Source organism: Gallaecimonas aegicerasi, assembly GCF_045291545.1.
Lineage (GTDB): Bacteria > Pseudomonadota > Gammaproteobacteria > Enterobacterales > Gallaecimonadaceae > Gallaecimonas.
In genome coordinates this window covers 2673388-2699988 of the sequence record NZ_CP149514.1, presented here as the reverse complement: position 1 = coordinate 2699988, position 26601 = coordinate 2673388, and the positions used below count along the sequence as shown (strand labels likewise).

The 26601-nt window shown below is 54.3% G+C and carries 26 protein-coding genes; 18 read left to right on the top strand and 8 right to left on the bottom strand.

Features of this window, described 5'->3' with window-relative positions; all coding sequences use genetic code 11:
- Positions 1-131: 131 nt before the first annotated feature.
- On the top strand, positions 132-2009 hold the full coding sequence (locus WDB70_RS13270) for a CocE/NonD family hydrolase (protein WP_406665122.1): 1878 nt from the start codon (positions 132-134) through the stop codon (positions 2007-2009).
- 54 nt (positions 2010-2063) lie between these two features.
- Here WDB70_RS13270 and WDB70_RS13265 read toward each other — a convergent pair whose 3' ends face one another.
- The 4 genes from WDB70_RS13265 to WDB70_RS13250 form a co-directional block, all read right to left on the bottom strand.
- Positions 2064-3212, bottom strand: coding sequence for a permease (locus WDB70_RS13265; protein WP_406665120.1), 1149 nt, complete (start codon positions 3210-3212; stop codon positions 2064-2066).
- Between the two features lie 199 nt (positions 3213-3411).
- Entirely contained in the window at positions 3412-5172 is a 1761-nt protein-coding gene (locus tag WDB70_RS13260) for a DUF885 domain-containing protein (RefSeq protein WP_406665118.1), read from the bottom strand.
- A gap of 98 nt (positions 5173-5270) precedes the next feature.
- Positions 5271-6848 (bottom strand): DHA2 family efflux MFS transporter permease subunit, encoded by a 1578-nt coding sequence (locus tag WDB70_RS13255; RefSeq protein ID WP_406665116.1) that lies wholly within the window; start codon positions 6846-6848, stop codon positions 5271-5273.
- A gap of 2 nt (positions 6849-6850) precedes the next feature.
- On the bottom strand, positions 6851-7855 hold the full coding sequence (locus tag WDB70_RS13250; RefSeq protein ID WP_406665114.1) for an HlyD family secretion protein: 1005 nt from the start codon (positions 7853-7855) through the stop codon (positions 6851-6853).
- A 117-nt stretch (positions 7856-7972) separates the two neighbouring features.
- Between WDB70_RS13250 and WDB70_RS13245 the strand changes: the two genes are divergently transcribed.
- Together WDB70_RS13245 and WDB70_RS13240 are read left to right on the top strand one after the other, a co-directional pair.
- Positions 7973-8989, top strand: a complete 1017-nt coding sequence (locus WDB70_RS13245) for a LysR family transcriptional regulator (RefSeq protein WP_406665112.1) — start codon at positions 7973-7975, stop codon at positions 8987-8989.
- Between the two features lie 205 nt (positions 8990-9194).
- Positions 9195-9503 carry a hypothetical protein gene (locus tag WDB70_RS13240; RefSeq protein ID WP_406665110.1) on the top strand — a complete coding sequence of 103 codons (309 nt, stop codon included), beginning with the start codon at positions 9195-9197 and terminating at the stop codon, positions 9501-9503.
- Positions 9504-9657: 154 nt separating this feature from the next.
- Here WDB70_RS13240 and WDB70_RS13235 read toward each other — a convergent pair whose 3' ends face one another.
- Complete coding sequence (locus WDB70_RS13235) at positions 9658-9825, bottom strand: phage integrase N-terminal SAM-like domain-containing protein (RefSeq protein WP_406665108.1); 168 nt, start codon at positions 9823-9825, stop codon at positions 9658-9660.
- 316 nt (positions 9826-10141) lie between these two features.
- Between WDB70_RS13235 and WDB70_RS13230 the strand changes: the two genes are divergently transcribed.
- The 9 genes from WDB70_RS13230 to WDB70_RS13190 all read left to right on the top strand — a co-directional run bounded on the left by WDB70_RS13230 (position 10142) and on the right by WDB70_RS13190 (position 16167).
- Positions 10142-10594, top strand: coding sequence for a hypothetical protein (locus WDB70_RS13230; RefSeq protein WP_406665106.1), 453 nt, complete (start codon positions 10142-10144; stop codon positions 10592-10594).
- 51 nt (positions 10595-10645) lie between these two features.
- The gene (locus tag WDB70_RS13225; RefSeq protein ID WP_406665104.1) at positions 10646-10960 is read left to right on the top strand and encodes a hypothetical protein; all 315 of its coding nucleotides are present in this window, start codon (positions 10646-10648) and stop codon (positions 10958-10960) included.
- A gap of 76 nt (positions 10961-11036) precedes the next feature.
- Positions 11037-11423 (top strand): hypothetical protein, encoded by a 387-nt coding sequence (locus WDB70_RS13220; RefSeq protein ID WP_406665102.1) that lies wholly within the window; start codon positions 11037-11039, stop codon positions 11421-11423.
- Positions 11424-11531: 108 nt separating this feature from the next.
- Positions 11532-11927 carry a hypothetical protein gene (locus WDB70_RS13215; protein ID WP_406665100.1) on the top strand — a complete coding sequence of 132 codons (396 nt, stop codon included), beginning with the start codon at positions 11532-11534 and terminating at the stop codon, positions 11925-11927.
- A 131-nt stretch (positions 11928-12058) separates the two neighbouring features.
- Positions 12059-12559, top strand: coding sequence for a DUF6438 domain-containing protein (locus tag WDB70_RS13210; protein WP_406665098.1), 501 nt, complete (start codon positions 12059-12061; stop codon positions 12557-12559).
- A gap of 100 nt (positions 12560-12659) precedes the next feature.
- Positions 12660-13571 (top strand): TraB/GumN family protein, encoded by a 912-nt coding sequence (locus tag WDB70_RS13205; RefSeq protein ID WP_406665096.1) that lies wholly within the window; start codon positions 12660-12662, stop codon positions 13569-13571.
- Between the two features lie 123 nt (positions 13572-13694).
- Positions 13695-14156 (top strand): RDD family protein, encoded by a 462-nt coding sequence (locus WDB70_RS13200; protein WP_406665094.1) that lies wholly within the window; start codon positions 13695-13697, stop codon positions 14154-14156.
- Positions 14157-14249: 93 nt separating this feature from the next.
- Positions 14250-14555, top strand: coding sequence for a hypothetical protein (locus WDB70_RS13195; protein ID WP_406665092.1), 306 nt, complete (start codon positions 14250-14252; stop codon positions 14553-14555).
- Positions 14556-15576: 1021 nt separating this feature from the next.
- On the top strand, positions 15577-16167 hold the full coding sequence (locus tag WDB70_RS13190) for a class I SAM-dependent methyltransferase (protein ID WP_406665090.1): 591 nt from the start codon (positions 15577-15579) through the stop codon (positions 16165-16167).
- Positions 16168-16217: 50 nt separating this feature from the next.
- Here WDB70_RS13190 and typA read toward each other — a convergent pair whose 3' ends face one another.
- On the bottom strand, positions 16218-18056 hold the full coding sequence (typA, locus tag WDB70_RS13185) for a translational GTPase TypA (protein WP_406665088.1): 1839 nt from the start codon (positions 18054-18056) through the stop codon (positions 16218-16220).
- A 279-nt stretch (positions 18057-18335) separates the two neighbouring features.
- Between typA and glnA the strand changes: the two genes are divergently transcribed.
- Positions 18336-19745 (top strand): glutamate--ammonia ligase, encoded by a 1410-nt coding sequence (glnA, locus tag WDB70_RS13180; RefSeq protein WP_406665086.1) that lies wholly within the window; start codon positions 18336-18338, stop codon positions 19743-19745.
- Positions 19746-19865: 120 nt separating this feature from the next.
- Positions 19866-20399, top strand: a complete 534-nt coding sequence (locus WDB70_RS13175) for a DUF4124 domain-containing protein (RefSeq protein WP_406665084.1) — start codon at positions 19866-19868, stop codon at positions 20397-20399.
- Here the strand turns inward: WDB70_RS13175 and WDB70_RS13170 are convergent.
- A complete protein-coding gene (locus tag WDB70_RS13170) occupies positions 20383-21117 on the bottom strand; it encodes a MipA/OmpV family protein (RefSeq protein WP_406665082.1) in 735 nt (244 codons plus the stop codon). The two genes, WDB70_RS13175 and WDB70_RS13170, sit on opposite strands and share 17 nt — an antisense overlap.
- Before the next feature lie 119 nt (positions 21118-21236).
- Between WDB70_RS13170 and glnL the strand changes: the two genes are divergently transcribed.
- Genes glnL through WDB70_RS13150 form a run of 4 tightly spaced genes read left to right on the top strand, consistent with a single transcriptional unit; the run spans position 21237 to position 25757 of the window.
- Positions 21237-22283 (top strand): nitrogen regulation protein NR(II), encoded by a 1047-nt coding sequence (gene glnL / locus WDB70_RS13165; protein WP_406668100.1) that lies wholly within the window; start codon positions 21237-21239, stop codon positions 22281-22283.
- Positions 22280-23668: a nitrogen regulation protein NR(I) gene (glnG, locus tag WDB70_RS13160; RefSeq protein ID WP_406665080.1), complete on the top strand. Its 1389-nt coding sequence runs from the start codon at positions 22280-22282 to the stop codon at positions 23666-23668. The genes glnL and glnG overlap by 4 nt, the downstream gene beginning before the upstream one ends.
- 50 nt (positions 23669-23718) lie before the next feature.
- Positions 23719-24387 (top strand): response regulator transcription factor, encoded by a 669-nt coding sequence (locus WDB70_RS13155; protein ID WP_406665078.1) that lies wholly within the window; start codon positions 23719-23721, stop codon positions 24385-24387.
- Positions 24384-25757 (top strand): sensor histidine kinase, encoded by a 1374-nt coding sequence (locus tag WDB70_RS13150; protein ID WP_406665076.1) that lies wholly within the window; start codon positions 24384-24386, stop codon positions 25755-25757. The genes WDB70_RS13155 and WDB70_RS13150 overlap by 4 nt, the downstream gene beginning before the upstream one ends.
- Here WDB70_RS13150 and WDB70_RS13145 read toward each other — a convergent pair.
- On the bottom strand, positions 25690-26601 hold the full coding sequence (locus WDB70_RS13145; protein ID WP_406665074.1) for a cation diffusion facilitator family transporter: 912 nt from the start codon (positions 26599-26601) through the stop codon (positions 25690-25692). The genes WDB70_RS13150 and WDB70_RS13145 overlap by 68 nt on opposite strands.

Genomic DNA, 26601 nt, shown 5'->3' with positions numbered 1-26601 from the left:
AAAAAAGCCCGCTACGGCGGGCTTTTTTGTGACCTTGTGACCAGTATTGATGGCGGCTTGTCGCAGCCTGCTGGTGCTGCTTTGGGCAATAACGTAGGGTGAACGAATTGCTAACAGAGGGTTGTAAGACGATGAAAAGCAAACTGTTGTTGTTGCTAACCGGCTGGCTGCTGGCCATGGCGGCCGCCCATGCTGACAGCAAGGCTGACAAGGCCCGCGCCGATTACATTCGCAGCCATTACGCCAAGTTTGAATACCGCATTCCCATGCGCGACGGTACCCGGCTTTTTACCAGTGTCTACATTCCTTACGACCGTACGCAGACTTACCCCATTTTGTTGCAGCGTACGCCTTATGAGGTGTCGCCTTATGGCGCCGGTAACTACAAAACGCGCCTTGGCCCCAGTGAGAGCTTTGAAAAGGCCGGCTATATCTTTGTGTTCCAGGATGTGCGTGGCAAGTTCATGTCCGAGGGTAACTTCGTCAACATGCGGCCACAGGATGCGGCCAGTAAAGGCGGCAACGCCACCGATGACGCAACCGACACTTATGACACCATCGACTGGCTGGTAAAACACCTGCCTGACAACAATGGCAAAGTCGGCATGTGGGGCATTTCCTACCCCGGTTATTACACCTCGGTAGCGTCTATTCATGCGCACCCGGCGTTAAAAGCCATTTCGCCGCAGGCGCCCATTGCCAACTGGTTCTTTGATGATTTTCACCGCCGTGGCGCCTTCGTAACGCCGATGGCGTTTTTGTTCTTCGATACCTTCGACAAACCCCGCGACGGCACCATGACGGTGTGGCCAGAAGGCCACAAAATGCCTACGCCGGACGGCTACCAGTTTTTCAAGGCATTGGGGCCACTCAGTAACGTCAATAAAACCTACTTCAAGCACCAACGACCGTTCTGGGATGAGATCATTGCTCACCCTAATTACGACGCCTACTGGCAGGCCCGTAATGTCTTGCCACACCTGACCAACACCCGCCCGCAAACGCTGGTGGTCGGCGGCTGGTACGACACCGAAGATCTCTACGGCGCCCTGGCCACCTATGCCACCATGTCCCATGACAATAAAAAAGATAACGTGCGGTTGGTCATGGGCCCCTGGTATCACGGCCAGTGGAACCGTGGCGACGGCACCCACATGGGCAGTGCTCAGTTCGGCTTTGATACCAGCAAGTGGTTCCAGGACAACGTACAGTTCCCCTTCTTTGAGCACGTGCTCAAAGGCAAAAAAGAACCGCAGCTGGCTCGTGCCACCGTGTTTGAAACCGGCGCCAACCGCTGGCGCACCTTTGCCAACTGGCCCCCCAAACACACCCAGCGTAAAACCTTGTATCTGGCCGGTAACGAACAGCTGCAAGCGAACCCAGACAGCCACGGCGGCTTTAGCGACTATGTCTCTGACCCCAACAAACCGGTACCGCAAAGCACCGCCATTACCCGTGGCTGGGCCAGAGAATATATGGCCTCAGACCAGCGCTTTGCCGCGCGTCGCCCGGATGTACTGGTTTTTGACAGCGAGGTGGCCAAGGCCGATATGACCATCGCCGGTAAGGTCAAGGTAAACCTGTGGTTTGCTACCGACCAAAGCGCTGCCGATATCATCGTCAAGCTGGTGGATGTGTTCCCCGGTATTAACGAGAACACCGGCAAGAAGGATGACGCCACCGGTAATCGCCATGAATTGGTGCGCTGGGGGGTGATCCGTGGCCGTTTTCGCAACAGCTTCAGCCACCCGGAACCCTTTGTGCCCGGCAAGCCTACGCAGGTGCAGTTTGATCTGTACGACATTCTGCACACCATTAAGCGCGGCCACCGCCTGGAAGTGCAAATTCAAAGTAGCCTGTTCCCGTTTTTGGATCTGAACCCGCAAAAATACGTGCCGAACATTTTTGCCGCCAACAAAAGCGACTTCGTACGTGCCACCCACAAGATTTACCATTCCGAGCAATACCCCAGCGCAGTGAGCTTTCAGGTGCTGCCTGTCAGCCAATAAAGGTGTTGTGCAATAAAAAGCCGCCCATCGGGGCGGCTTTTTTATGGGCCAAGGTCAGTGATGATGGTGGTGGTGTTCACCCTGCTCCATATTCTTCATCATTTCCGGGCCACCGGTGCGGCGGTAGCGCCAGTACAAAACGCCAGCGAGGCTCAGTGCTAACAGGTTAAGCCAGGTGGTGTAGTTCCAGGAAAAACTGGCCTGGCTGACACTCAGCTCACGGCTGTGTGGTACCCAGCCGACGCTGCCAAATAACAGTTCGACCGCCAGTGCAGCCAGTACCATGGCCACATAAAACACCGCGAACAGCACCATGGCCATGCGCCAGCCGTAGTATTTTCGGTAAATCAGCAAAATAGGCAGAATAATCAAATCGCCAAAAATGAAGGCGACGACACCGCCGAAGCTGATGCCGCCATTCCACAGCACGGCTGCCAGCGGCACGTTACCAATGGAGCAGGTAAAAGACGCCAGGGCAATCAGAGGCCCTAACAGCGGCCCGATCAGGGTATTAAGCAGCGGGTCGTGAGTAAAAAACAGCGCCTGCCAGACGCTAGCGGGCACCAAGGCACCCAGCAAACCTGACACCACCAGGCCAACAGCAATGTCTTTCCAGAGCATGGCCCAGTTCATCACAAAGTAGTGGCTGATGGCGGTCCAGCCTTTGGCTGAGCTTAAACGCTGGCGCCAGTTGCCCTCTTTTTCCATGGTGGCCATATTGGCGTGGCCTTCCATTTTTCCGGCCAGGCCTTTTTTGGCCTGCTCGCGCGCCGCTTCTATCCAGTTACGCGGCACCAGTAAAATCAGCAGCAGGGCCATTACCACAATCATGATGGGGCCACCGATAAATTCGGCCCCGGCAAAAGACCAGCCCATCAGCAGTACCAGCAGTACGCCCAGTTCCAGCACCAGGTTGGTGGCGGCAAACTGAAAGGCCATGGCAGCCGTGAAGTCACCCCCTTTACGAAACAGGGAGCGGGCCATGGCTACCGCCGCATAGGAGCATGACGAGGCAGCTGCGCCCAACAACGAGGCTTTGGTTAGAGAACTTGGGGAATGGTCAGGCAACAACTTTTGCAGCTGGGCCTTGGACACCACAGCATCGATGATCGCGGCCAGCGTAAAACCGAAAATAAGGCCCCACAACATCTGCCAAGCCATGGCAGCCGTTAGGGTGATCACATCCAACACCGATTGCCACATACAGCAGACTCCCTGTGAAAAATGTCCATTGACCCTAACAGCTTGGAACACCCATTGGCAAAAATGGCCCTCTCGGTGCGCCTTGCCCTCGGGCAGTTATTTTTCTCTTGGCAGCTCAGCACTTACGTTGTCAGGCGGGTGTTACCTTGATGGCGTATGACCTAAAAAAAGCGCCTTGCGGCGCTTTTTTGTTATGGGCTTAGTGCTGGCTGAGCCGTTGTTGCTCGCTGGCAATAAAGCGGTCCATTTCCCGTTCCAGGGTTGAGAGCGGGATGGAGCCGTTAGCCAGCAGGGCGTCGTGGAAACGGCGAATATCGAAGTGCTTGCCCAGCGCCTTTTCTGCCTTGTGGCGCAGCCGCAGTATGGTCAGTTCGCCAATCTTGTAAGACAGCGCCTGCGCCGGCCAGCTGATGTAGCGGTCGGTTTCGGTTTGCACGTTGTGCAGCGACAGGCCGGTATTGTCTGCCATGTATTTCAGGGCTTTGGCGCGGTCCCAGCCGTACCAGTGAATGCCGGTGTCTACCACCAGACGGGCGGCGCGCCAGGCGTCGAAGATCAGCTGGCCAAAGCGCTCATAAGGCGTGCGGTAGTAACCGGCTTCAATGCCCAGGTGCTCGCTGTACAGGCCCCAACCTTCACCGAAGGCACTGATGTAAGCGTTACGGCGAAACGGCGGCAGGCTGGTTTGTTCCTGGGTCAGGGAGATTTGCAGGTGGTGGCCGGGTACGGCTTCGTGCAGGGTCAGCGCCGGCAGTTCATATAGCGGCCGTACTTTCAGGTTGTAGGTGTTCACCCAATACTCGCCGGGCTGGTCGTCAGAGGCGGAGCCAGCGTAGCGGCCGGTGGTGTAGTTGGCGGCGATGTCGGCCGGCACCGGCTCTACGCCGTAGGTTTTACGGGGTAATTTGCCAAAGTAACGGGGCAGAATTTCATCGGCTCGCTTGGCGTAGTAGGCCGCTTCCATCAGCAGCTGCCGCGGGGTTTTGGCGTAGAACTGCGGGTCGGTGCGCAGGAAGGTCATAAAGTCATGAAGGCTGCCTTTAAAGTGCAGCTGATCATGAATGATGGCGTCCATTTCCTGGTGGATACGCGCCATTTCCTGAAGGCCCAGTTGGTGAATTTGTTCCGGGCTCATATCCAGGGTGACATAGTGCTTGATACGGTTTTGATACCAGGCCCGGCCGTTGGGCATGGCCGACATGCCAATGCTGGTGCGGGCGCCGGGGATGTAGGTGTTGAGCATAAAGTCGTGGAACTGGCTCAGCGCCGGCAGTACCTCTTTTTTCACCAGAACGGTGGCTTTGACTTTGCGCGGGTCACCCTTGGGTAGGGCGTCAAAGGGGCTGAGAAACTGCTCGGCATTAATGTATTTGGCAATGTTATCGGCAGCCAGGCCCAGCACCGCTTTCGGCTGGGTAATGCCCTTTTGCATGCCTTCGCGCATCAGCGCAGTTTGTTGCGCCAGGTAGCGGGGAATATCCGCCAGGGCGGTCAGATAGCGGTCGTAGTCGGCAGGGTCTTTGAAACGCAGTTCGCTTTTAAGGTTGGCCAGCGTCACCCAAAAGCCGTATTCGGAGGTCAGCGGAATGTATTGCTGGCCAAAGTGATAACTGTCGATGCGGTTATCCAGCTGGTACAACAGCATGGTTTTGTCGATGTGTTGCTGGTCGCTGAGCTGGTCATTGCTGATGGCAGCAATTTGCTGGCGCAGTTGCTGCCAGTGCTGGTTACGTGCAGCCAGGGCGGCGTCTGACATGTCCTGCAAGTGGCCAGCGCCACGGCGCGGGTTATTGGCGCCAGCGATGTCGGCATCGTACTGGTTGGCGTCATGGGTGTATTGCTGCATCAGGGCGGTGAGCCTGGCACCGGCATTGGCCGCTGGGGCTGTGGGCGCTTTGTGGCTGGCGCAACCGGCCAGTACCGTGGCGGCAATGGCCAGAGCAGGGAGCAGACGTGTCATAGCATATCCTTGTCGTTTTTTTTTCAGTGTCCCAGATTGGTGGGCTTAGACAAGGATAGCGCGACTACCGGTAGCCAGAGTCAGTCAAAGAGCCGCCTTCAGGCGGCTTCTTTTGCCACGGTTGGGGAATTGGCTGGCTCGGCGGAAGCTGCCGCCGCGGCCTGTGCTTTGTGGGCCGGGCGAATGGCCAGTACTGCCAATGCGGCGATGAACAGCAGCCCCCCCATCAACAAAAAGCCATCGTTATAAGCCATGACGGCCGCCTGTTTGTGCATTTGCTGGAACAACACGCCGTATGCCTGGCTACTATTGCCGCCCTGGGCGATCAGCAGCTGGCCGGTATGCTGTAGCCACTGCGTCAGGTTCTGGCTGCCAGCAACCACGGTTTCCTTGATTTGCCAGATATAGTGGCGGGTGCGTACATCCAGCAGTGTGGCCAGCATGGCAATACCGACGGCGCCGCCGAGGTTACGCATCACGTTCAGCAGGGTTGATGCGGAGGGCGCATCCTCTTTATTCAGGTTTTGGGTGGCAATAATGGACAGCGGCACCATCATAAATGGCTGCGCCATGGCCCGTACCAGCAGCGCGGGTATCAAGAAGGCACCGTCATAGAGCACCGACATATTGATGTTCATCCACATACTGATGGCGATCCCCACAAAACCGGCAAACACCAGGTAGCGCGGGTCAACCTTGTTGACCAGCTTGGGGATCAGCGGGAACAGCGGTAACTGCGGAAAACCAACCCACATCAGTACCAGGCCGATTTGTAAGGCGTTGTAATCGTGAACTTGTGCCAGATACAAAGGCACCATGTACACCGAGCCGAACAGCCCAGCACCCAGGGCAAAATAAGCTGCGCAGGCCTTGGCAAAATCGCTGTTTTTAAACAACCGCAGGTTTACCAACGGCGCCTTGGCGGTGAGCTGGCGGCGTACAAAGAAAATCAGGCTAACCACCGACAGCGCCGCCAGCCAACGGATGTATTCGGCGTCAAACCAGTCATCGCGGGAGCCTTCTTCCAGCACCACTTCCAGCGCCCCCAGGCCCAGTGCCATGGTCAACATGCCAAACAAGTCGATGCTCTGGATCTGGCTGTCGTCCCGCTCTTTTTTCTCCAGCCCCATGGCCAGTAACAGCATCACCAGAATGCCGGGCAAAATATTGAGGTAAAACAGGTAGTGCCAACTGAAGGTGTCTGTCAGCCAGCCACCCAGGGTCGGGCCAATGGACGGCGCGAAGGTGGCGGTAACACCGAACAACGCCATGCCCACCGGCTGCTTTTCCTTGGGCAGCAGGGTCATGATCAGCGTGAAAGCCATAGGGATCAGCGCGCCGCCGGTAAAACCCTGCAAGGCCCGAAAGACGATCATCGATTCGAGGTTCCAGGAAAAGGAACAGGCCAGTGACGCCAACACAAAGCCGGCGACATTCCATAACAGGTAACGGCGTGGCGACAGCCAGCGGGCAAAGAAGCCGGTCAAGGGAATGGCGATCATCTCGGCCACCAGATAGGAGGTGGCAATCCACGACGACTCTGACAGCGTCGCGCCCAGCGCGCCCTGAATTTCCTTGAGCGACGAGTTGGTGATCTGGATATCCAATATGGCCATAAAGGCGCCGATCAGCGCCCCTTGAATAGCCAGCCAGTGCTTGGGGATCCGGGAGACCATGATTACTCCGTAAAGACGGTGACAACCACCGACATACCTGGCCGCAGTGGCTGCAGATCCTGGCCTTGGTCAAAGGCAATACGCACCGGCAGGCGCTGCACCACCTTGGTGAAGTTACCGGTGGCATTTTGCGGTGGCAGCAGAGCGAACTCAGAGCCGGTGGCGCCGGCGAAACTCTGCACATGACCCTTGAATACTTTGCCCGGCAGGGTGTCGGCGGTAATGTTCACCGCCTGCCCTACGGCCATATCGGCAACCTGCGTTTCTTTAAAGTTGGCGTCAATCCACAGCGGCTTGGTCACCAGGCTCATCAGCCGGGCTCCGGGGGCAACCGACTGCCCCAGCTGCACCTGGCGGCTGGTCATTTCCCCGGCGCGAGAAGCGTACAAGGTGGTGTAAGACAGGTTCAGCTTGGCTTGTTCAACACTGGCCTGGGCAGCAGCCACTTGGGCCTGCAGTTGCGGTTTTTCCCCTTCAATGACGGCCAGCTGAGCCTGTTGCGAGGCATGTTGTGCCTGGGCCTGGGCCAGGCGGGCCTGAGCGGCATCGCGGGCCAGCTGGGCGGCATCCAGATCGTCTTTGGAAACATATTGCTTGGAAGACAGCTTGGCCAGCCGCTGGTATTGCTGCTCGGCCCGTTGCAGCTCTGCGGCGGCGGCTTTGCTACTGGCCTTGGCAGCACTGACCAGCGCTAGCTGGGCCTGTTCGCGGTCTACCAGGTGTGCCAGTACCGCCTGGGCTTTGGTCAGCTCCGCTGTGGCTTTGCTGACGGCTACCTTGGCATCACTGGCATCCAGTTGCAGTAACGGCTGGCCTTTTGTGATTTGGGCATTGTCGGCCACCAGGATTTTACTGACAGTGCCATTAATGCGGCTCATTACCGGCAGGATATCGGCTTTGACATAAGCATTATTGGTACTTTCACGGCCTTGCAGGTGCCACCACCAGGCACCTCCTGCCACGGCAACCAGCACCAATAACACAAGAAAAATAAAACGTTTCGACATGCGACCTCCGACAATGAACTCGACATTTTAGTGTTGTTGCATTATTTTTGTCATTGGTTGATTTAAATACTTACTGTTTCTTCTTTGAAACTATTAGCGTTTGCTTTGGAGGTCTGTATGGATCTGAATGAAGTTCAGGTGTTTACCAAAGTGGTTGAGGTCGGCAGCTTTACTGCCGCCGGTGAGCGGCTGGGTATGACCAAGGCAACGGTCAGCCGCAAAATTGCTGACCTGGAAGAACGGCTCGGCGTACGTTTGCTGAACCGCACTACCCGTCAGCTTAATCTGACCGAAACCGGCCACGTTTTTTTTGAGCGCTGCTCGCGGATCATGGCTGATCTGGACGATGCTCAGGCACTGGTAACCACCCGGGCTGAGCAGGTTCGTGGCAAGCTGAAAGTGGTCATGCCCATTGAGTTGGGGCAGCTGCTGATGGGCCGTTTTCTCGGTCATTTTGTACAAAAATACCCGGATGTCACCATCGACGCCGAACTGACCAACCGCCGCGTTGATATGGTGCAAGAAGGGGTGGATGTGCATATTCAGGTTGGCCTGGGACAAGACTCCAGCCTCATTGCCCGGCGTCTTAATGGCAGCAGCAAGGTGCTGGTTGCCACCCCGGAATATCTGGCAAAAGTCGGCCCGCTCAAGCACCCGGACGACCTGGCCAATTGCGAGAACCTGTTGCTGAAAGTCACTGGCGGGGTTTCTGAGCAGTGGCAGTTTACGCGCGGCAAAGAGAAGGTGAGCTACCAACCGAAAGGGCGCTTGCATTGTAATAACGTGACCTTTGCCCGGGAAGCGCTGGTGGCCGGCGCCGGTGTTGGCTTTTTACCCTTGTTCCTGGCCCTGCCATACATCAATGAGGGGCAGCTGGTGCAGGTACTGCCGGAATGGCAGCTCGAAGGCGCTGATCTTTATGCTCTATACCAAAGCCGCCAGTATATGCCGAAGCTGCTGAAGACCTTTCTGGATGAAATCACCACGGTGATGGCGCAGCTGGATCACCTCAAGGCGGGCTGCATGCTGGACAGAAAATTCCTCCTGGAGCGGCTGATGGAAGGTTCTTTTGGCAGTGTCGAAACAGCAGAACTGGCGGCTAGCATGGTGCAAACTAACCCCGATGCTGCCTGATGTGACCCATCTCACATTTCTGTATAAAAAGTGAACGCCGGCCAGTCGCCTGCCCTATTGAAAAAACGTTTTTGTATCAAGTTGTTACTCTGGTGAAACAGAGTGTCTTGTGCAGCTGTCGGTGGTTTTGTGATCAAGATGCCTTGGAGAGTGAATAGCCGCTGAACAATGATAAGTCCACGTTTTCACTGCGAGGGCTTATCCGATGCGCAAGATAGCACTGATGCTGCTGACCATTATGGCAAGCGCGCCAGCACTGGCCATTGATCGGCAACAAGCCCCGCAGCCTCCTGTTTTCAAATGGCATATAGGTAGTTCGTCGTTGAATTCACCATCACGCCAAAGCGGGCAGCTGGATATTGTTTCGGTGCAATTACGAAACGGTGGCGAACTGCGCTTTGGTGGCGCCCTTGAACAAGACATTGCGCTGCCGCTGAATATGCCGCTGCCAGAAGATGGCTTACGCAGCAAGATGTCGGTGGATTACCGGGTAACATTCAGCATTCGCTTTTGAGTACAGCTTCGCGGCAATAACCATAAAGGCGCCTAGGCGTCTTTTTTTGTATCGGGCCTTGCGGCTATACCCATGCCTGAAGCGGCTTGGCACAAAGCAGACTCTAGGCTTTCTAACTATCCCCTTGGGCTCTGCATACCATCCTGCTGCTCGTTTATAGTTCATCCATAGGGCTGCGTGTTCCAGCCAAGTGCTGTCCGATTACATGGGTATATATTGGTGTTGTACGCACTTCCTGAGCCCCCATCTGTTCCGGATGGGTCAGTCGGTGGAAGTAGATATAGCGCTTGATCCAGTGAAGGTATGTCTTCTCCGTGCGCATACTCTATCCGCGCAACCTGAGTTCTTGACGAATGTGGTCCAGGAATGGGCTCCGTCCCATGTCAGCACCTCCTGTGCTCATTTGCTACTGGAATCAGCGCTTAAAATGTTTCAGTATCAGATAATTATGGACATTGTGTAGTGGGATACTACGCACAAAATGTCATACAAATGCGCATGCTCGTTTTCAACGGAGGAGAATGGCTGTGATTCATCATTTATCCAGTCTATACAGTCAGTTAGTAGCATCTCCTCGGTTCTTTGCTTGAGCAAAAACACGCATGCGCGGTATTAAAATGTTAAGTGTAAGGAAGAGTATGAAGCATCTATTATGGATCGTTGTCTTGTTATCTGCTTTCGCACAAGCAGGTGACGAGAAAATTGCAATTTATCTCGATTTCGAAAAAGCTTACATGAGTAATGATGTATCTTTATTCTCTCCGTGGCTTGGTAAGGAATATAAAATCAGTCAAACTTTGCATATCCCAGGCATGGGGGCGGATACTCGGTCTGTTTCAAAACGCCAGTTATTGGCATCGATGAAAGCTGTCGGCAAACCAAGCTCTATGCCACGTTCCACACCTGAAAATACAGTCATTGAATCTGTGGGTGGCAATAGCTTTTGTGCAAGCTCAACGACTCTAAACCAAACCATCGTGGGTGGAGACAACTACGAAGAAAAGGAAGTTAGGAAAGTTTGTTTTTCTCAAAAGGGGTCAAAGTATTTAGCCACATCACACAATATTGATGTCTACTATCGTGCCCTGTAAACACTTAACAAGCGGCTCAAATTCGCTCCGTTTAGCCGGGCGTTATGTGTCATGAGTGCTCAAGAATTGGAGACTACGGAATTAACCCTAAAAATAGAAATAGGGTTGCATCAAAGCTGCATGGAGAGTCGTAAGGGCTACGGAACTGGTATTCGTCCCAATCATTGGATACCCGGGCGTGATTACACATTTTTAGGACAAGTGGAATTTAGCGATCATGAACTTCTCAAACCGGGGGAGAGTTGTGAGGCTACATTAAATTGCATCATAGCCACTCAAGACAAAGAGCTTTTTCAACCTGGATTTACTTGGCACGTGTATGAAGCAAATAAAATTATGGGTTACGCTAAGGTGTTGTCATGCTAGTCATACATAACAAACGCAGCCAGTTTGGCCACTGCGTGACCTGGGACCTCCATTCTGCTGGCGTTAGGCATAAAAAATGATAAACAAGCTTCTTACACTACTTTTTCGGCGTCGCAAGCCAAATATCAAAAAACAAGGTGAAGAAGCACTATTAAACTATGCGCTGGACCTAGCACAAGAGTGGGGAGATGAATGGTTAAAACCAATTCAAGAGCGCTTAAGTAAGGTGTATCCGCATTTCACACAAGAAGAATTGAATAAATATAATGCCATTGCTCAAGATGCCATGAAATACGGACATGATCTGGTTTATTCAATGGCAGAGAAACAAGGAAAAGATATAGATGAATCCAAATGGAAAGAAGCATATCTATCCCGTTATCCTTGGGTTGATAGTAAGAACCTAAAGCATTTGTTTTCCACAGGCAGCTATTACGCTTGGAAAGATGGAGTAGCGCAATAATGCCTAACAATAGCATCGTGTGGTACTGCCAACCGCGCCGCTTCGCTTTGCGGTTGCCAGCCCCACATGCCAGGCGTTATGCGCAAGGAAATAAATCGAGGAGTTTATGTGATTGATTTGTTTTGGGATTTATTTCAACAAGGTCAAATTAGTGACGTAAAAAAGGATATAGAGTTAGGTCGGGAAAAAGCCAAATATCAAGATGGTCAAAACCTAAATTTAGAGCGAAGGTTAAGAGAGCTTGAAAGGCGTCATGAACAACTGAAGTTGGTAACTTTAGCTATGTGGTCATTATTAAGAGACCACTCAGGATTGCTAGAGTCCGATTTAAGAAAATATGTCGAAACAATTGATTTAATGGATGGAAAAAGGGACGGTAAGGTTTCGTTCGCAAAAGAGAAAGTTACTTGTCAAGGTTGTGGCAGGGTGATGTTGTCAACATCTTTGGTTTGTGCGTATTGTGGCAATAACATGTCATCTAAAAACCCATTTCATGGAGCTTAAAAAATGAAATCGAATAACAAAGCGCTTCAGTCGGACCTACCTCCATTCCGCGCTTTTTGTGGTCGCTACGCTCATACCACAAAAGGCGCGGAATTACTTGGCCCGCTGAGCGCGGCGTTAGGGATAAACGAATGAAAACTTCTGGAACATTAATTTTCTTGGCTTGTTTTGTATTTGGGTATGGAGCCCAAGCGCAAGAACCAAGCGCGGGCTCAAGAGCGCAAGTCATTCAATTACAGCGTACCACCTGTTTTGGTAAATGCCCGTCATACATAATTACTGTGTTTGAAAACGGAGAATTTATTTGGGAGGGTCGCAAATATGTTAAACGTCGTGGTTTATATACAGGGCATGGAGAATCTAGTGCATTTAAACGTGCGCTTGCTCTATTAGAGAAAGCTAAAATAAAAGACTTTAAGGATTATTACGTTTACGGTAAGTCTGACGGTTGTAAAGAAGATTGGACGGATAACCCATCAATAAGAATCCTTGTGCAAACTAAAAAGTATACTAAGGAGATACGGCACAATACTGGCTGCCGTGGTTTTGACAGAGAGAAAGACTTGCTTTCACTTGAGGATGAACTTGACAAAATCTTTGTTACGGAGCGATGGGTCGGTGAAAACCGCTAACAAGGCGCTCCAGCCGATTCGTCGCCGCGTTGCGGCTCCTCTCGGCTGAGCTATCACGTTAGCAGCCAAGAGCGGCGCAAAAAATGGAGAGGTAACACACATGACGAAGAGCGCTTGTACTTTCGTACTACTCGCGTTTGTAGCACTCGGCACGATTGGCTCAGCGTTAGCCGGTCAGCCAGCGACACCATCCGTTCAAGGCTCGTCCAAGACCTTACTTTGGAAGGTTACGTCTTCGCATCGAACGCTGTTCTTAGCCGGTGAGGTCTCTGTCCTCTCGTCGAAGGACTATCCGTTGCCAGACGCCATGACCAGAGCGTTCTCGCAATCCAAAGAACTTGTCACCGAAGGCGGCACGGACGCGCAGGACCCGGCACAGGTGCAACAACTCATTCGCAAGCTGGGTGTATTGCCGCCGGACAAGTCGCTTAGCAGTTTGCTTACCGATGATCAGTTAACAAACGTCAAGCAAGCTGCAACTGCCTTTACATTGCCATTCGGCAACATCACGCATCTCCAACCATGGCTGGCATGTCTCGTTCTTAGCAAGGCAGCGAATGCGAAGTACGGGATTGACCCGAAGCAGCAGCTCGGCCCGTACCTGTACGCAAAGGCCGAACAGCAGCAAATGCGCGTGTCTGCATTCGAGTCATTCCCCAACCAGCTAAAAACGTTTGCGGCTATTCCCGCCAAAAAGCAAGCGACATGGCTTTCGATGGTTGCAAAAGAGCTTGTCAAGCTACCAGATACAAAGGCAACTATCGTTCGCGCCTGGCGCACCGGCGATACCGTCCAGTTGGCGCGTATGTCTCACCAAAGGTTTGCAGGTCACCCCAAAATCTACAAGCTCCTCGTTGCTGACCGCAACAAGCGCTGGGCGAAGGCCTTGAACAAATTACTCGTAACCGATGGCGATCCGGCGTTCGTGGTCGTGGGTACAGGTCATCTCTTCGGACCGAGTAATCTTCTTGAACTGCTGCGCGCAGATGGCTTCACCGTCACACAGTTGTAATGCACTTCTATCGTTCGCATGAAATTGTTTGCGGCTAACAACTCAATCCAGTGGACGCCAACCCGCTACGCGATTCGGCGCCGCTGATTTCGGGCGTTAGCCATAAAAACAAAGGGAAAACCTATGAACACTGAAGAACTTGAATATGTGGGATTCTGGCCGCGCGCTGGTGCATCTTTGATTGATACTGTACTACTCGGAGTGATTATTTGGCCTCTCCTTACTGCGTTCTATGGCGAGTCGTATTGGGAAAGTGAAAAAATTGTTCAAGGCCCTATGGATTTCTTACTGTCATGGGTATTTCCAGTCGTCGCTGTAATTTTATTCTGGGTGGCAAAACAAGCCACCCCAGGAAAAATGGCTATATCTGCAAAAATCGTGGACGCAAAAACAGGTAATGCTCCCAGCACTGGCCAACTAATTGGTCGTTACTTTGCTTACTACCTGTCGCTTATTCCTCTTGGCCTAGGGTACGTCTGGGTCGCATTCGACGATCGCAAGCAAGGGTGGCATGACAAACTTGCAGGCACCGTAGTCGTAAGAAAAAAAGACCGAAACCCTAAGCCTGTTTCGTTCAATGGCTAACAAGCGGCTCAAACATGCTCGTGTTGCTCGTTGGGACGCCCCGCCTGCGGCGGGCCGCCCCTTAGCCAAACGTTATGTGTCAGAGAGAGTTCAGTGAAGACTATCATATTGTATGGATTTGAAGGTGAGTTTGTAGGTGGCAATGAATATGACTACAACCATCCCGAACTGAACCACATTCACAAATGTATTTTATTTTTAGCTCAAGATGACCAAGAAATAGATTTCGATTTAGCCAAGGCCGAATGTTTAAGATATGGCTTTTCTAACATCAAAAATATTACAGGGAAGGCGTTAGTGGTCGATGTGCTCAACACAGATAATTATCGCGTGTTTTCTGGATTCTACGAAGAGGCATTAGCTGAGGGGAGCTCAATTGTTTACTATCCAAGCACATAACAAGCGCATCTTGGGCGGCCACTTTGTGGCCTGGGATCTCCGTTCCGGCGCTTCTCGCCTACACTACGGCCTCAAATGCGGGCGTTAGTAATCCTCACGGATCGAGCAAATGGAAATAACGATGAAAATGTTGAGAGTATTTGTATTAGCGTTTTTAGCAGTTCCTTGTATCGTAAATGCCACATGTGAAGAAGGTGTCTCTAAGTAGATCAAGCAAAATGGAAATTTAACTGAATCTGATCGAGCACGGCTGATGGATGATTGCGAGAAATTTCAAGATTATCGGCTAAACCTAGACAAATATGCGGATGGCCCATAAATCCTTAACCCAGGCAGTTTTACTTGCGGAAAAAGAGAATGCATATAATTGGGTTATAGAAAGAGGGGGAATACTCTCTGTCTGTACTCGACAAATATAAATCATGCCGCGCAATTAAAACACCAACCCTCGTTGCGGTTAGCACACAAAAAGATCCTTCAGATCCGGTAGTAGCGATTCTGTACGCGAATGAATACAGCGTTTACTATTTGCACTCACAATGGGTTCATTCGGAAGAATAAATATCGTACAAAAACTAATGAGCAAGAAAATCAAGTGATTTTATGAGTAGTGATAGAGAGTGCGAAATAAAAGCAATCGAGCTTCTTGATAGTAGCCTGTCAGAAATAGAGGCATTCCCATAGGAGTCTGGAATTAATAAGAATGATCTCGTCCAGATGTATATGGACTCAAGGCAAATAGTCCGAATGAATATCGAAAACCTTGAGTTGAACCGCACTGCCGAATCTTGACGCCCATGGGGCGATTGTCGAGGGTAGTGGAAATACTGGTGCTGAAGGGCACTTTTAGTTCGTCATTGGGTCAGTATGAATGCGGTAGTTGGTGGCGCCCTGCTATCTCCGATGGTTGGTGGTCAGTGAGTCGGTACTGTAGCTGGTAAAGGCCGCAGCTTCTGTCAACGGCCCTGAAATTGCCCGGCGGCTCAGTTATGCTGCGGCTAGTCATTAATGGGAGTTTGTCATGTGGAATGATCGTTTTGCAGTAGATCACTATGTTTATGGCACGGAGCCCAACGGCTTTCTGGCCGACTACGTTCAGCACCTTCCCACCGGCAAGGTATTGAGTATCGGTGAAGGTGAAGGCCGCAACAGTGTTTTTCTGGCCCGTCAGGGCCACCAGGTCAGTGCCATTGATGGTGCGGAAAATGGCCGAAAAAAGGCCTTGGCCTTGGCATCAGCCCATGGTGTCAGCCTTGATTATCGCATCAGTGATTTAGCTGAAGCAGAGCTGGGTGATGGCCACTGGCACGGTATCGTCAATATCTTCTGCCACCTGCCGCCGGAGCTAATGCAGGACGTGCACAGCCGTATTGTCACGGCACTGGCCCCGGGTGGTGTCTATCTGGCGGAGTTGTATCACCCCGAGCAGCTGGCCTTTGGCACCGGCGGCCCGAAAAACCGTGACTGGCTGCTAAGCCTGGCCGAGCTACAGGCACAATTGCCGGGGCTGGAGTGGTTGCACGCCCGTGAACTGGAGCGGGATGTGATTGAAGGCGAGCTACACACCGGCCGGGCGGCGGTAACGCAAATTGTTGCCCGCAAACCAGCCTGAGCCATAAAAAAACGGCGCCATGAGGCGCCGTTTTTATTGGCCGAGGGAGATTAGTCCTTGGCGGCGCGGGAAGCGCGCTTACGGTCGTTCTCAGTGAGGTGACGCTTACGGATACGGATGCTTTGCGGCGTAACTTCCACCAGCTCGTCATCGTCGATGAATTCCATGGCGCGTTCCAGCGACATTTTGATCGGCGGCGTCAAAATCAGCGCGTCATCGGTACCGGCGGCCCGGATGTTGGTCAGCTGCTTGCCTTTGAGGCAGTTGACGGTCAGGTCGTTGTCACGGTTATGAATACCGATCACCTGGCCTTCGTACACTTCCACACCGTGGCCAATGAACAGGCGGCCACGCTCTTGCAGATTGAACAGTGCATAGGCCAGGGCTTTACCGGTGGCATTGGAAATTAACACACCGTTGATGCGCTGACCGATGGTGCCGCCTTTGTACGGGCCGTAATGGTCGAAGCTGTGGTACATCAGGCCAGTACCGCTGGTCATGGTCATGAAATCGGTTTGGAAACCGATCAGACCACGGGCCGGAATGATGAAGTCGATCCGTACCCGACCTTTGCCGTCGATGTCCATGTTACGCAGCTCGGCTTTACGCAAGCCAAGGGCTTCCATGATGCTGCCCTGATGCTGTTCTTCCACGTCCACGGTCAGGGTTTCAAAGGGTTCTTCCTTTTCACCGGCTTCGTTGCTGCGGATGATCACCTGCGGCCGGGAAACCGCCAGTTCAAAGCCTTCACGGCGCATGTTTTCAATCAATACGCCCAGGTGCAGTTCACCGCGGCCAGACACCCGGAAGGTATCCGGATCCTGCGTTTCCGATACCCGCAGCGCAACGTTGTGTTTGAGCTCTTGGGTCAGGCGGTCAAGGATCTGCCGGGAGGTCACGAACTTGCCTTCACGGCCGGAGAACGGCGAGGTGTTAACGCAGAAGTTCATGGTGACAGTCGGTTCGTCAACGGTCAGCGGCGGCAGTGCTTCGAGGGCGTTCACATCGCAAACGGTGTCGGAAATTTTCAGTTCACCCAGGCCAGTGATAGCAACGATGTCACCGGCGGTGGCTTCATTGGCTTCAAAGCGCTCCAGACCCATGTAGCCCAGTACCTGGCCTACTTTGCCGTTACGCTTGGCGCCATCGGCGGTCAGAACAGTTACTTGCTGGCCCACTTTGATTTTGCCGCGTTTGATGCGGCCGATGCCGATAACGCCAACGTAGGAGCTGTAGTCCAGCTGGGAGATCTGCATTTGCAGGCTGCCGTCCAAGTCAACGTCCGGCGGCGACACCTTGTCGATGATGGTTTCAAACAGCGGTGTCATGTCGGTTCCGACGGTGCTGTCATCGAGGCTTGCCCAGCCGTTCAGCGCCGAAGCGTAAACGATCGGGAAGTCCAGCTGCTCGTCGGTAGCACCCAGGTTGTCAAACAGATCAAAGACCTGATCGATAACCCAGTCGGGGCGGGCGCCCGGTTTGTCAATTTTGTTGATCACGACGATCGGCTTGAGGCCCTGCGCGAACGCCTTCTGTGTCACAAAGCGGGTTTGCGGCATCGGCCCTTCCTGGGCATCAACCAGCAACAGTACAGAGTCCACCATTGACAGTACCCGCTCAACCTCGCCGCCAAAGTCGGCGTGTCCGGGGGTGTCAACGATGTTAATGCGGTATTGTTCGCCGGCAGGAGAGGTCCAGCGGATCGCGGTATTCTTGGCCAGGATGGTGATACCACGCTCACGTTCCTGATCATTGGAGTCCATCACGCGTTCGGCGAGCTCGCCGCGGCTTTCCAGCGTACCGGATTGGGACAGCAGCTTGTCTACCAGGGTGGTTTTACCATGGTCGACGTGCGCGATGATGGCGATGTTTCTCAGCTTGTTGATCACAAGGGGGGCCTCAGGCGAAAAAATGGCCGCTATTGTACTCAAGCCGCATGACATTAACAGTACCCGGCGTAAACTGTTTTTAAAGCAGCCCGTTCAAGGTTGCACTAAGTTGGTGCGAACGCCGAGCCAAAGTGGTGCAAAAGTGGCTGTTACATTGCTGAGGTTGCTATTCAAGTATTTGTATATAAAGTACTTTGTGATCTTGGCAAGGGATTTGTAACAGGACGGGCAGCGATGCCCGGATGCGGCGTCAACATCTTCTACCGGAGGTTTTATTTCATGTCTGTTGAGCACATTCTCGATCTCATCAAAGACGCAGAGGTTAAATTCGTTGATCTGCGCTTTACCGATACCAAAGGTAAAGAGCAGCACGTATCTATTCCCCACCATCAGGTTGATGCTGACTTCCTGGAAGACGGCAAGATGTTCGACGGCTCATCCATCGCGGGCTGGAAGCACATTAACGAGTCTGACATGATCCTCAAGCCTGACTTGAGTACCGCGGTGCTGGATCCTTTTTCTGAAGAGGTCACACTGATCCTGCGTTGTGACATTCTTGAGCCGGCGACCCTGCAAGGGTATGACCGTGACCCGCGTTCCATTGCCCAACGCGCTGAAGCCTATCTGCAGTCTACCGGTATTGCCGATACGGTTTTGTTCGGCCCGGAGCCGGAATTTTTCATGTTTGATGACGTCCGTTTTGGCGTCACCATGTCTGGCGCTTTCTACAAAGTCGATTCTGAGGAAGCAGCCTGGAACAGCGGCCGTGAATATGATGGCGGCAACATGGGCCACCGCCCGGGTGTTAAAGGCGGTTATTTCCCGGTTGCGCCGGTCGATTCTGCCCAGGATATCCGTAGTGCCATGTGTATGGTGATGGAAGAAATGGGCCTGGTGGTAGAAGCACACCACCATGAGGTGGCTACCGCTGGTCAGAACGAAGTGGCTACCCGCTTCAATACCCTGACTACCAAGGCCGATGAAATTCAGATTTACAAATACGTTGTGCACAACGTCGCCCATGCCTATGGCAAGAGTGCGACCTTCATGCCGAAACCAATCGTCGGTGACAACGGCTCCGGTATGCACTGCCACCAGTCACTGAGCAAAGATGGTAAGAACATCTTCGCCGGTGACAAATACGGCGGCCTGTCAGAAGAAGCGCTGTACTACATTGGCGGTATTATCAAGCATGCCAAAGCCATCAACGCCTTCACCAATGCCTCTACCAACTCCTACAAGCGTCTGGTACCGGGCTTTGAAGCGCCGGTGATGCTGGCTTACAGCGCCCGTAACCGCTCAGCGTCCATTCGTATTCCTTATGTCACCAGCCCGAAAGCCCGCCGTATTGAAGTGCGCTTCCCGGATCCGACGGCCAACCCGTACCTGGGCTTTGCCGCCATGCTGATGGCGGGCCTGGACGGTATTCAGAACAAGATCCACCCGGGCGATGCCATGGACAAGGACTTGTACGACTTGCCGCCGGAAGAGGCCGCTGAGATCCCAACTGTGGCGTCCAGCTTCGAAGAAGCCCTGGCGGCTCTGGATGCGGACCGTGAGTTCCTGACCCGAGGTGGCGTCTTCACTGACGACGCTATTGATGCTTATATCGCGCTGAAGTCTGAAGAAACCCAGCGCCTGGCGATGACCACGCACCCGGTGGAATTCGAGCTCTATTACAGCGTGTAACTCCCCCAAAGTTGCTGCTCTGTGTTGCCCACCCTTGCGGTGGGCTTTTTTATTTGCCATGGACAACGGCGTCGTTTTGGTTTTGTCTACACTCATATAAACAGCCGGGAGAGACTTGCCATGCGTGTGCTGACAACCCTGACGTTACTGCTGCTGGCCCTGGGTTTGCAGGCGGCGGAACCGGACAAAATTTACCGCTGGACTGATGCGCAGGGCGTCGTTCACTTTTCTGACAAACCCCATGACCAGGCTGAGGAAGTGGTGGTTACGCCAGCACAGTCGGTACGTACCGTGAAGGCTGACCCCAGTGTGTTGCAAGCGGCTCCCGCGCCGGCCGAGAAAGTCACCTTTAAATTGCGGATCATGCTGCCAGCGGAAAAGGAAACCCTGCGTGATAACGAAGGGAATGTGTCGGTAGTGGTTGCGGTGGTGCCAGAAATGCAGCGTGGCCAGAAACTGCAACTGCTGATGGACGGCAAAGCAGTGGGGCCTGCCACTGCCAGCGAGCATTTCAAACTGCATAACATTGACCGCGGTGAGCACCAGCTCAGTGCCCGCCTGCTGGGAGCGAAAAAGCAGGTACTGGCAACCAGTGAACCACGAACCTTCTATCTACACCGCGCGCGCATCCCGCCGCCTAAAAGCGGTAACTGATACCAGCAAAAGCGCTCACAGCACTCTGGCCGCTAACCAGCGGGCTGTTCTTCAGAGGGCTGTCGAGCCACATTTGCCGTAACGATGCTATGGCTTGCCAGCGCTGAGCCATACGCCAGCGCACCGATAACTGCACAAAAGGGTTAATAGCCTCCGTTGGCTGCCATAGCGCCAAGCCACTGCGCTGCGCCTCGTCGGCACTGACGCCAAAATAATAGCGAGCATAGTCTGGCGAATAATAATTCACGCCCACACCCGGGCTCAGCTGCAGTGCGGAAGTGGGCATTTGCAGCGGATAATCCCAAGCCAGTTCCGCATATTGGCCATGGTGGCGCCCGGTAATATCGGTAGCCAATGTTGCGGACCAGTGCCCAGCAGCGCTACGCCACTGACCTTTGATCCCACCGAGTACACTGAATTGCCGATCATCAAGCTGGCGAATCTGTGGATCGCGGGCGTCAGCGGTGTTGAGCCGGGAGGGGGCGAGCTGTACTGCCAGAGATAGCGTAAACGCCTGACTGCGGCTGAGGTAGTAACCGGCTGCCGGGCCACGCAGGTAAAGGTGCCGGCCTTCATAACCCACCAGCGGGATCAACAGGTTCTGGTTACTCAGGCTTTTATAGGGGCTGGGGGAATGGATCACAGCAACGCCTAGCGACCAAGGATGTTGGGTCATGGTTGGGCCGGTGGCCAGTAGCAGGCTGGTCAATAGCATCATGGGCTCCGTTGGTAGCCGTGCAAAGACGGGTTGGCAGTTACTACGCAGTCATCGTTTATCTGGCTCAAACAGTAGTCAGTGTTGTCTTTTTTCTCTACACTGAGTCTTGCACCATCTTGGTGCAAAATGGAGGCAAGGTGGATACGCAGCAGATCCTCGACAACCTGACTACCGGCATTGTGCTGGTGGACGAGCAACTGGCGGTGCGCTACATCAACAGCGCTGCCGAGTCGCTGCTGGGATTTTCCCGCAGCAAGTGTTTGGGGTTGGTGTTGCCGGTGTTGCTGGCGCCACCTAAAACACTGGACAGCCAGCGCTTCAGTGAGGCTTTGCGTAGTGGTCAGGGTTTTATTGATACCGACTGCCAGCTGGGGCAAAACCAGGTGGAGATGGCCGTTTCGCGGTTGTCTGAAACACCGCCGCTGCTGGTGATTGAACTGACACCGATTGACCAGCTCAAGCGCTTGTCAGCCGAAGCGTTTCAGCAGGTACAGCAACAGGCCAGCCAGGAGATCCTGCGAGGCCTGGCTCATGAAATCAAAAACCCGCTGGGTGGGCTGCGTGGGGCGACGCAGCTACTGGCCCAGGAGCTGAACGCCAATCAGCGGGAGTATACGGATCTGATCCTGGCTCAGGTTGACCGGCTGACACAGCTGGTTGACCGGCTGCTGGGGCCCAAAACCGAGCCGCGGCGAGTGCGTACCAACATTCATCAGGTATTAGAGCGGGTGCGCCACTTGGTCACCATGCAAAAACCGGATCAGGTATCCATCAGCCGTGACTATGATCCGTCCTTGCCCGATTTAGCCATCGACCCCGACCAGATCGAACAGGCGCTATTGAACATGGTACAAAACGCGGTGCAGGCATTGGCCGGCAACGGTCAGGTGACGTTGCGTTCGCGGGTGGTGTCAGGTGTGACCCTGCAAGGTGCCCGGTATCGTATGGTGGCTCGTATTGATGTGGAAGATAACGGCCCCGGTGTACCGGACAAGCTCAAAGATACCTTGTTTTACCCCTTGGTGACTGGCCGGGCCGACGGCTCGGGAATGGGCTTGGCCATTGCCCAGTCGCTCACAGCCTTGCATGGCGGGCGTATTGAATTGGAATCAGCACCGGGGCATACGGTGTTTTCGTTGTACCTGCCAATGGAGGAAACGGCATGACGGTGTGGATCCTGGACGATGACGCAGCGATTCGCTGGGTGTTGGAACGCGCCTTGAGCCAGCACAACATGCAGGTAGCGACCTTCGTTGATGCCAGTAGTCTGCTGGCGGCGTTACAGCAGGAACAACCGGATGTCTTGATCACCGACGTCAGGATGCCGGGCATGGATGGCATGGCACTGACCGAGCAATTGCAACACAGTCACCCGCAGTTGCCGGTGATCATCATGACCGCGCACTCCGATCTCGACACGGCTGTGAGCGCTTATCAGACCGGTGCCTTTGAGTACCTGCCAAAGCCTTTTGATCTGGATGAAGTGGTGGCCTTGGTGCAGCGGGCGGCCAGTGAACGTACCCAGAGCAGTGAACAGCAGCGAGAGGCCCAGGCGGCTCTGCCTGATCTCATCGGTGAAGCGCCGGCGATGCAGGCGGTGTTTCGTGCCATTGGCCGGCTGTCACGGTCATCGGTATCGGTGCTGATCAATGGCCAGAGTGGTACCGGCAAAGAACTGGTTGCCCGTGCTTTGCACCGCCATAGTCCTCGTGCCAGCAAATCTTTTGTGGCCATTAATATGGCGGCCATTCCGGCCGAATTGATTGAATCTGAACTCTTTGGCCACGAAAAAGGCGCCTTTACCGGCGCCAGTGGCCAGCGCCAGGGGCGTTTTGAGCAGGCTGACGGGGGCACTCTGTTTCTGGATGAAATCGGCGACATGCCATTGTCGGCGCAGACCCGCTTACTGCGGGTATTGCAGGAAGGGCAGTTCTACCGGGTCGGTGGTGCCACGACCGTTAAAGTGGATGTGCGGATCATCGCGGCCACTCATCAGGATCTGGAAAAAGGTGTGCAGGAAGGCCGTTTCCGTGAAGATCTCTTTCATCGCCTGAATGTGATTCGGATCCAACTACCGCCCTTGGCACAGCGGCGTGAGGATATTCCCCGGCTGGCAGACTATTTTCTTGGCCGCATTGCCAGTGAGCTAGACATGCCACAGCGGCACCTGCACCCGGACACGGTAGAACGCTTGGTCAGCCTGCCCTGGCCCGGTAACGTTCGGCAGCTGGAAAACACCTGCCGTTATCTGACGGTAATGGCTGCCGGCCAGGAAATTCTACCGTCAGATTTACCAGCCGAACTGGAAGCCAAAGCACCGGCCCTGGGCTGGGTGGCCGCCTTGCAGGAATGGGCTGATGAGCAGCTGGCCGCCGGCTTCAGCGGTATTGCGACAGATGCCCAGCAGCAGCTGGAAGCAGCCCTGATTGGCGTTGCGTTGCGTCACAGCAACGGCCACAAACAAGAAGCGGCCCGCTATCTCGGCTGGGGCCGTAATACCCTGACCCGTAAGCTGGCCGGTGACTCCCCGGCGATGTCCGATGAACCGTAAAAATGCGTAAAGGCGCTTGGCTAGCAGTATCGGCGCGCTAGGATGACAACATGACCGATATTCTTGTCATTGACGATGATGAAAGCCTCTGCGAGCTGCTCAGTGATTATCTGGGGGGCCATGGGCTCAGTGTCAGCTGCCGTCACAATGGTTCGGATGGCTTGGCTGCAGCCCTGGCTGAGCACCCGGATCTGGTGCTGCTGGATGTGATGCTACCGGGGCAGGATGGTTTTTCCGTGCTGCGCCAGTTGCGGCAGAAAAGCCAGGTGCCGGTGCTGATGCTGACTGCCCGCGGCGAAGAAGTGGACCGGGTGCTGGGGTTGGAACTGGGTGCGGACGATTATGTTGCCAAACCCTTTTCCCACCGGGAACTGGTAGCGCGGATCCAGGCGATTTTACGGCGCCGGGTGCCACTGGTGGCCAGCGTTGGCGCCCTGGACTTGCAGCCCGAACGGTTGGAAGCCCGCTACCATGGTCAGCGGCTGGAGCTGACCGCCGCCGAGTTTCGGGTACTAACTGTGCTTTTTGAACATGCCGGAGAGGTGGTCAGCAAGGAAGCCATCTGCCAGCAGGCATTTGGCCGTCGCTTGCAGCCCTATGATCGGCACATTGATATTCATGTCTCCCACATCCGCAAGAAGCTCAGCGATATTCATCAAGAGCCAGCGATCCGTACGCTCCGTGGCGCCGGCTACCAGCTGATCACGGAGGTGCAGTGAAACGGCGCTGGTGGCTCAGCTGGTTGACGGGTTTTGCCGGCCGGTTATTTCTCTGGTTCTGGCTGGCCCTGACCTTGATGCTGCTGGGCAATATCTTGCTCAGCCAGCACTTGCGCGATGAAGCGCCACTGCGCCCGGCAACGGCGAATGAACAGCAACAGCTGCAGCGGCTGGAACGGCATCTGCAGCGCTTTGCTGACCGACCCCTGGCCCGGTTGCTTGATAGCCGGGTAAGCCGAGTGTTGGTGTTATTCAATCCCACCAGCTTGCAGCCGCTTAATCGCCAGCGGATCCGCCATTGGCGGATCCCGGAACTGGTTGCCTCCAATGACGGCCTGCAGGTGCTGGAACATGGGCCACTGCGCGCCCTTGGGCCCTTCTCTATTGCCACGGCGGATGGCGCCGTGAAGGCTGTCTGGCTGATGCCACCTCAGCCGATGAGTGCCTGGCAGCGCTTCTGGCAGGGGCCCGCCTGGGTAAGATTGTTGCTTTCTTCCTTGCTGGTAATGGTATTGAGCCTGGCCTTGGCGGCCTGGCTGGCAAGGCCGATACGGCAGCTATCGCGTGCGGCGCGGCGCTTGGGTGACGGAGAGCTTAGTGCGCGGGTGCGCCCAGGCGGAGGCGAACTGGGGCAACTGGGCCGTGACTTTAATGCCATGGCGCAAAAGCTGGAGGATCTGCTGGCCGGGCAAAAGCGCCTACTGGCGGATGTGTCTCATGAACTGCGTTCACCACTGACGCGGCTGAAACTGGCGGCAGGGCTGCTCAGCGACGCCCAGCATGACAACAAATACCTCCAACGCATTGAAAAAGAGTGTGACACCCTGGAACACCTGATTGAGCAGGTTTTGACCCTGTCACGGCTGGAGGCGGCTCTGTACCAGGAAGCGCCGCAACAGGGTGATTTGTGTGAACAGATGAACAGTGCCGTGCAGGACTGGCGTTTTCAATGTCCGGATAAACACATCACTCTGGCGGCGCCAGCTGAACAGTGTTACAGCTTCAGGCCGCAGCTATTGCAGCGGGTGTTGGACAACCTGCTGTCTAATGCCTGCCGTTATGGTGATCACATTGAGGTTGCCTTACAGCCTGAGGCTGGTGGCTATCGGCTGAGTGTTTGTGATGATGGCCCGGGGGTGACGCCAGAGCGGCTGGATAAGTTATTTGAACCCTTCTACCGTGGCGATCCGGCTCGAGGTCATCAAGGGCAAACGGGTCTTGGGCTGGCCATTGCCGATGCGGCCGCCCGAGCGATGGGAGGCACCCTGAGCGTTGCTCTGCGGGCGCCTCATGGCCTGTGCTTTACTCTTCGCTTACCGGAAAGGGGCGCTGTTCCTGCGGTACAACCGACAGCGGATCCTGGTGAATAATCACATCCGCGCCAGGGTAGGCGTCCATCAAGGCCCGCTCTACATCATCGGCAACGTTATGGGCTTCCAGTAACGGCATCGTGTCATCCAGTTCAAGGTGCATCTGGATAAAGTAGGTGGGGCCTGCCTGACGGGTGCGCAGGTCATGGGCGCCATGAACTTTGGGGTGCTCTTTGACGATGCGCAAAATGTCTTGCTTCTGCTCTTCCGGTAGTTCCCGATCCAGCAGCGTATTACCTGCTTCCAGAGCGATCTTGACCGCAGAGACCAGAATATAGATACCAATAGCCAGCGCCAGAGTGCCATCGGCCCACAAATACCCCATGCTACCCAGCACCAGTGCAACCAGCACGGCAATGTTTAACAGAATATCGGAGCGATAGTGCAGAGCGTCAGCCTTAACGGCCTGGGAGCCGGTCTTACGGACTACATACCCTTGGTAGCTGATAAGGACAATGGTCAGCACCAGTGCCAGCAGGGTGACGATAATGCCGACGTCGGTTTGGGTCAGCGGTTTGGGGTTTATCAGGCGGTCTGTAGCGCTGAAGATCAGCAACACAGCTGAACCGGCAATAAAACCGGCCTGGGCAATGCCCGCCAGAGACTCGGCTTTACCGTGGCCATAGCGATGCTCGTTGTCAGCCGGTTGCATGGCATAGCGTACGGCAAACAGGTTGATCAGTGAGGCTGATACATCCATCAGCGAATCGGTCAGTGACGCCAGCATACTGGCCGAGCCAGTTAGCAGCCAGGCCACCAGTTTACTGAGGATCAATAAAATGGCGACACAGGTTGAAGCCAATGTCGCCCGTTTAACCAGCTTTTGATAGTGAGGATTAACCAT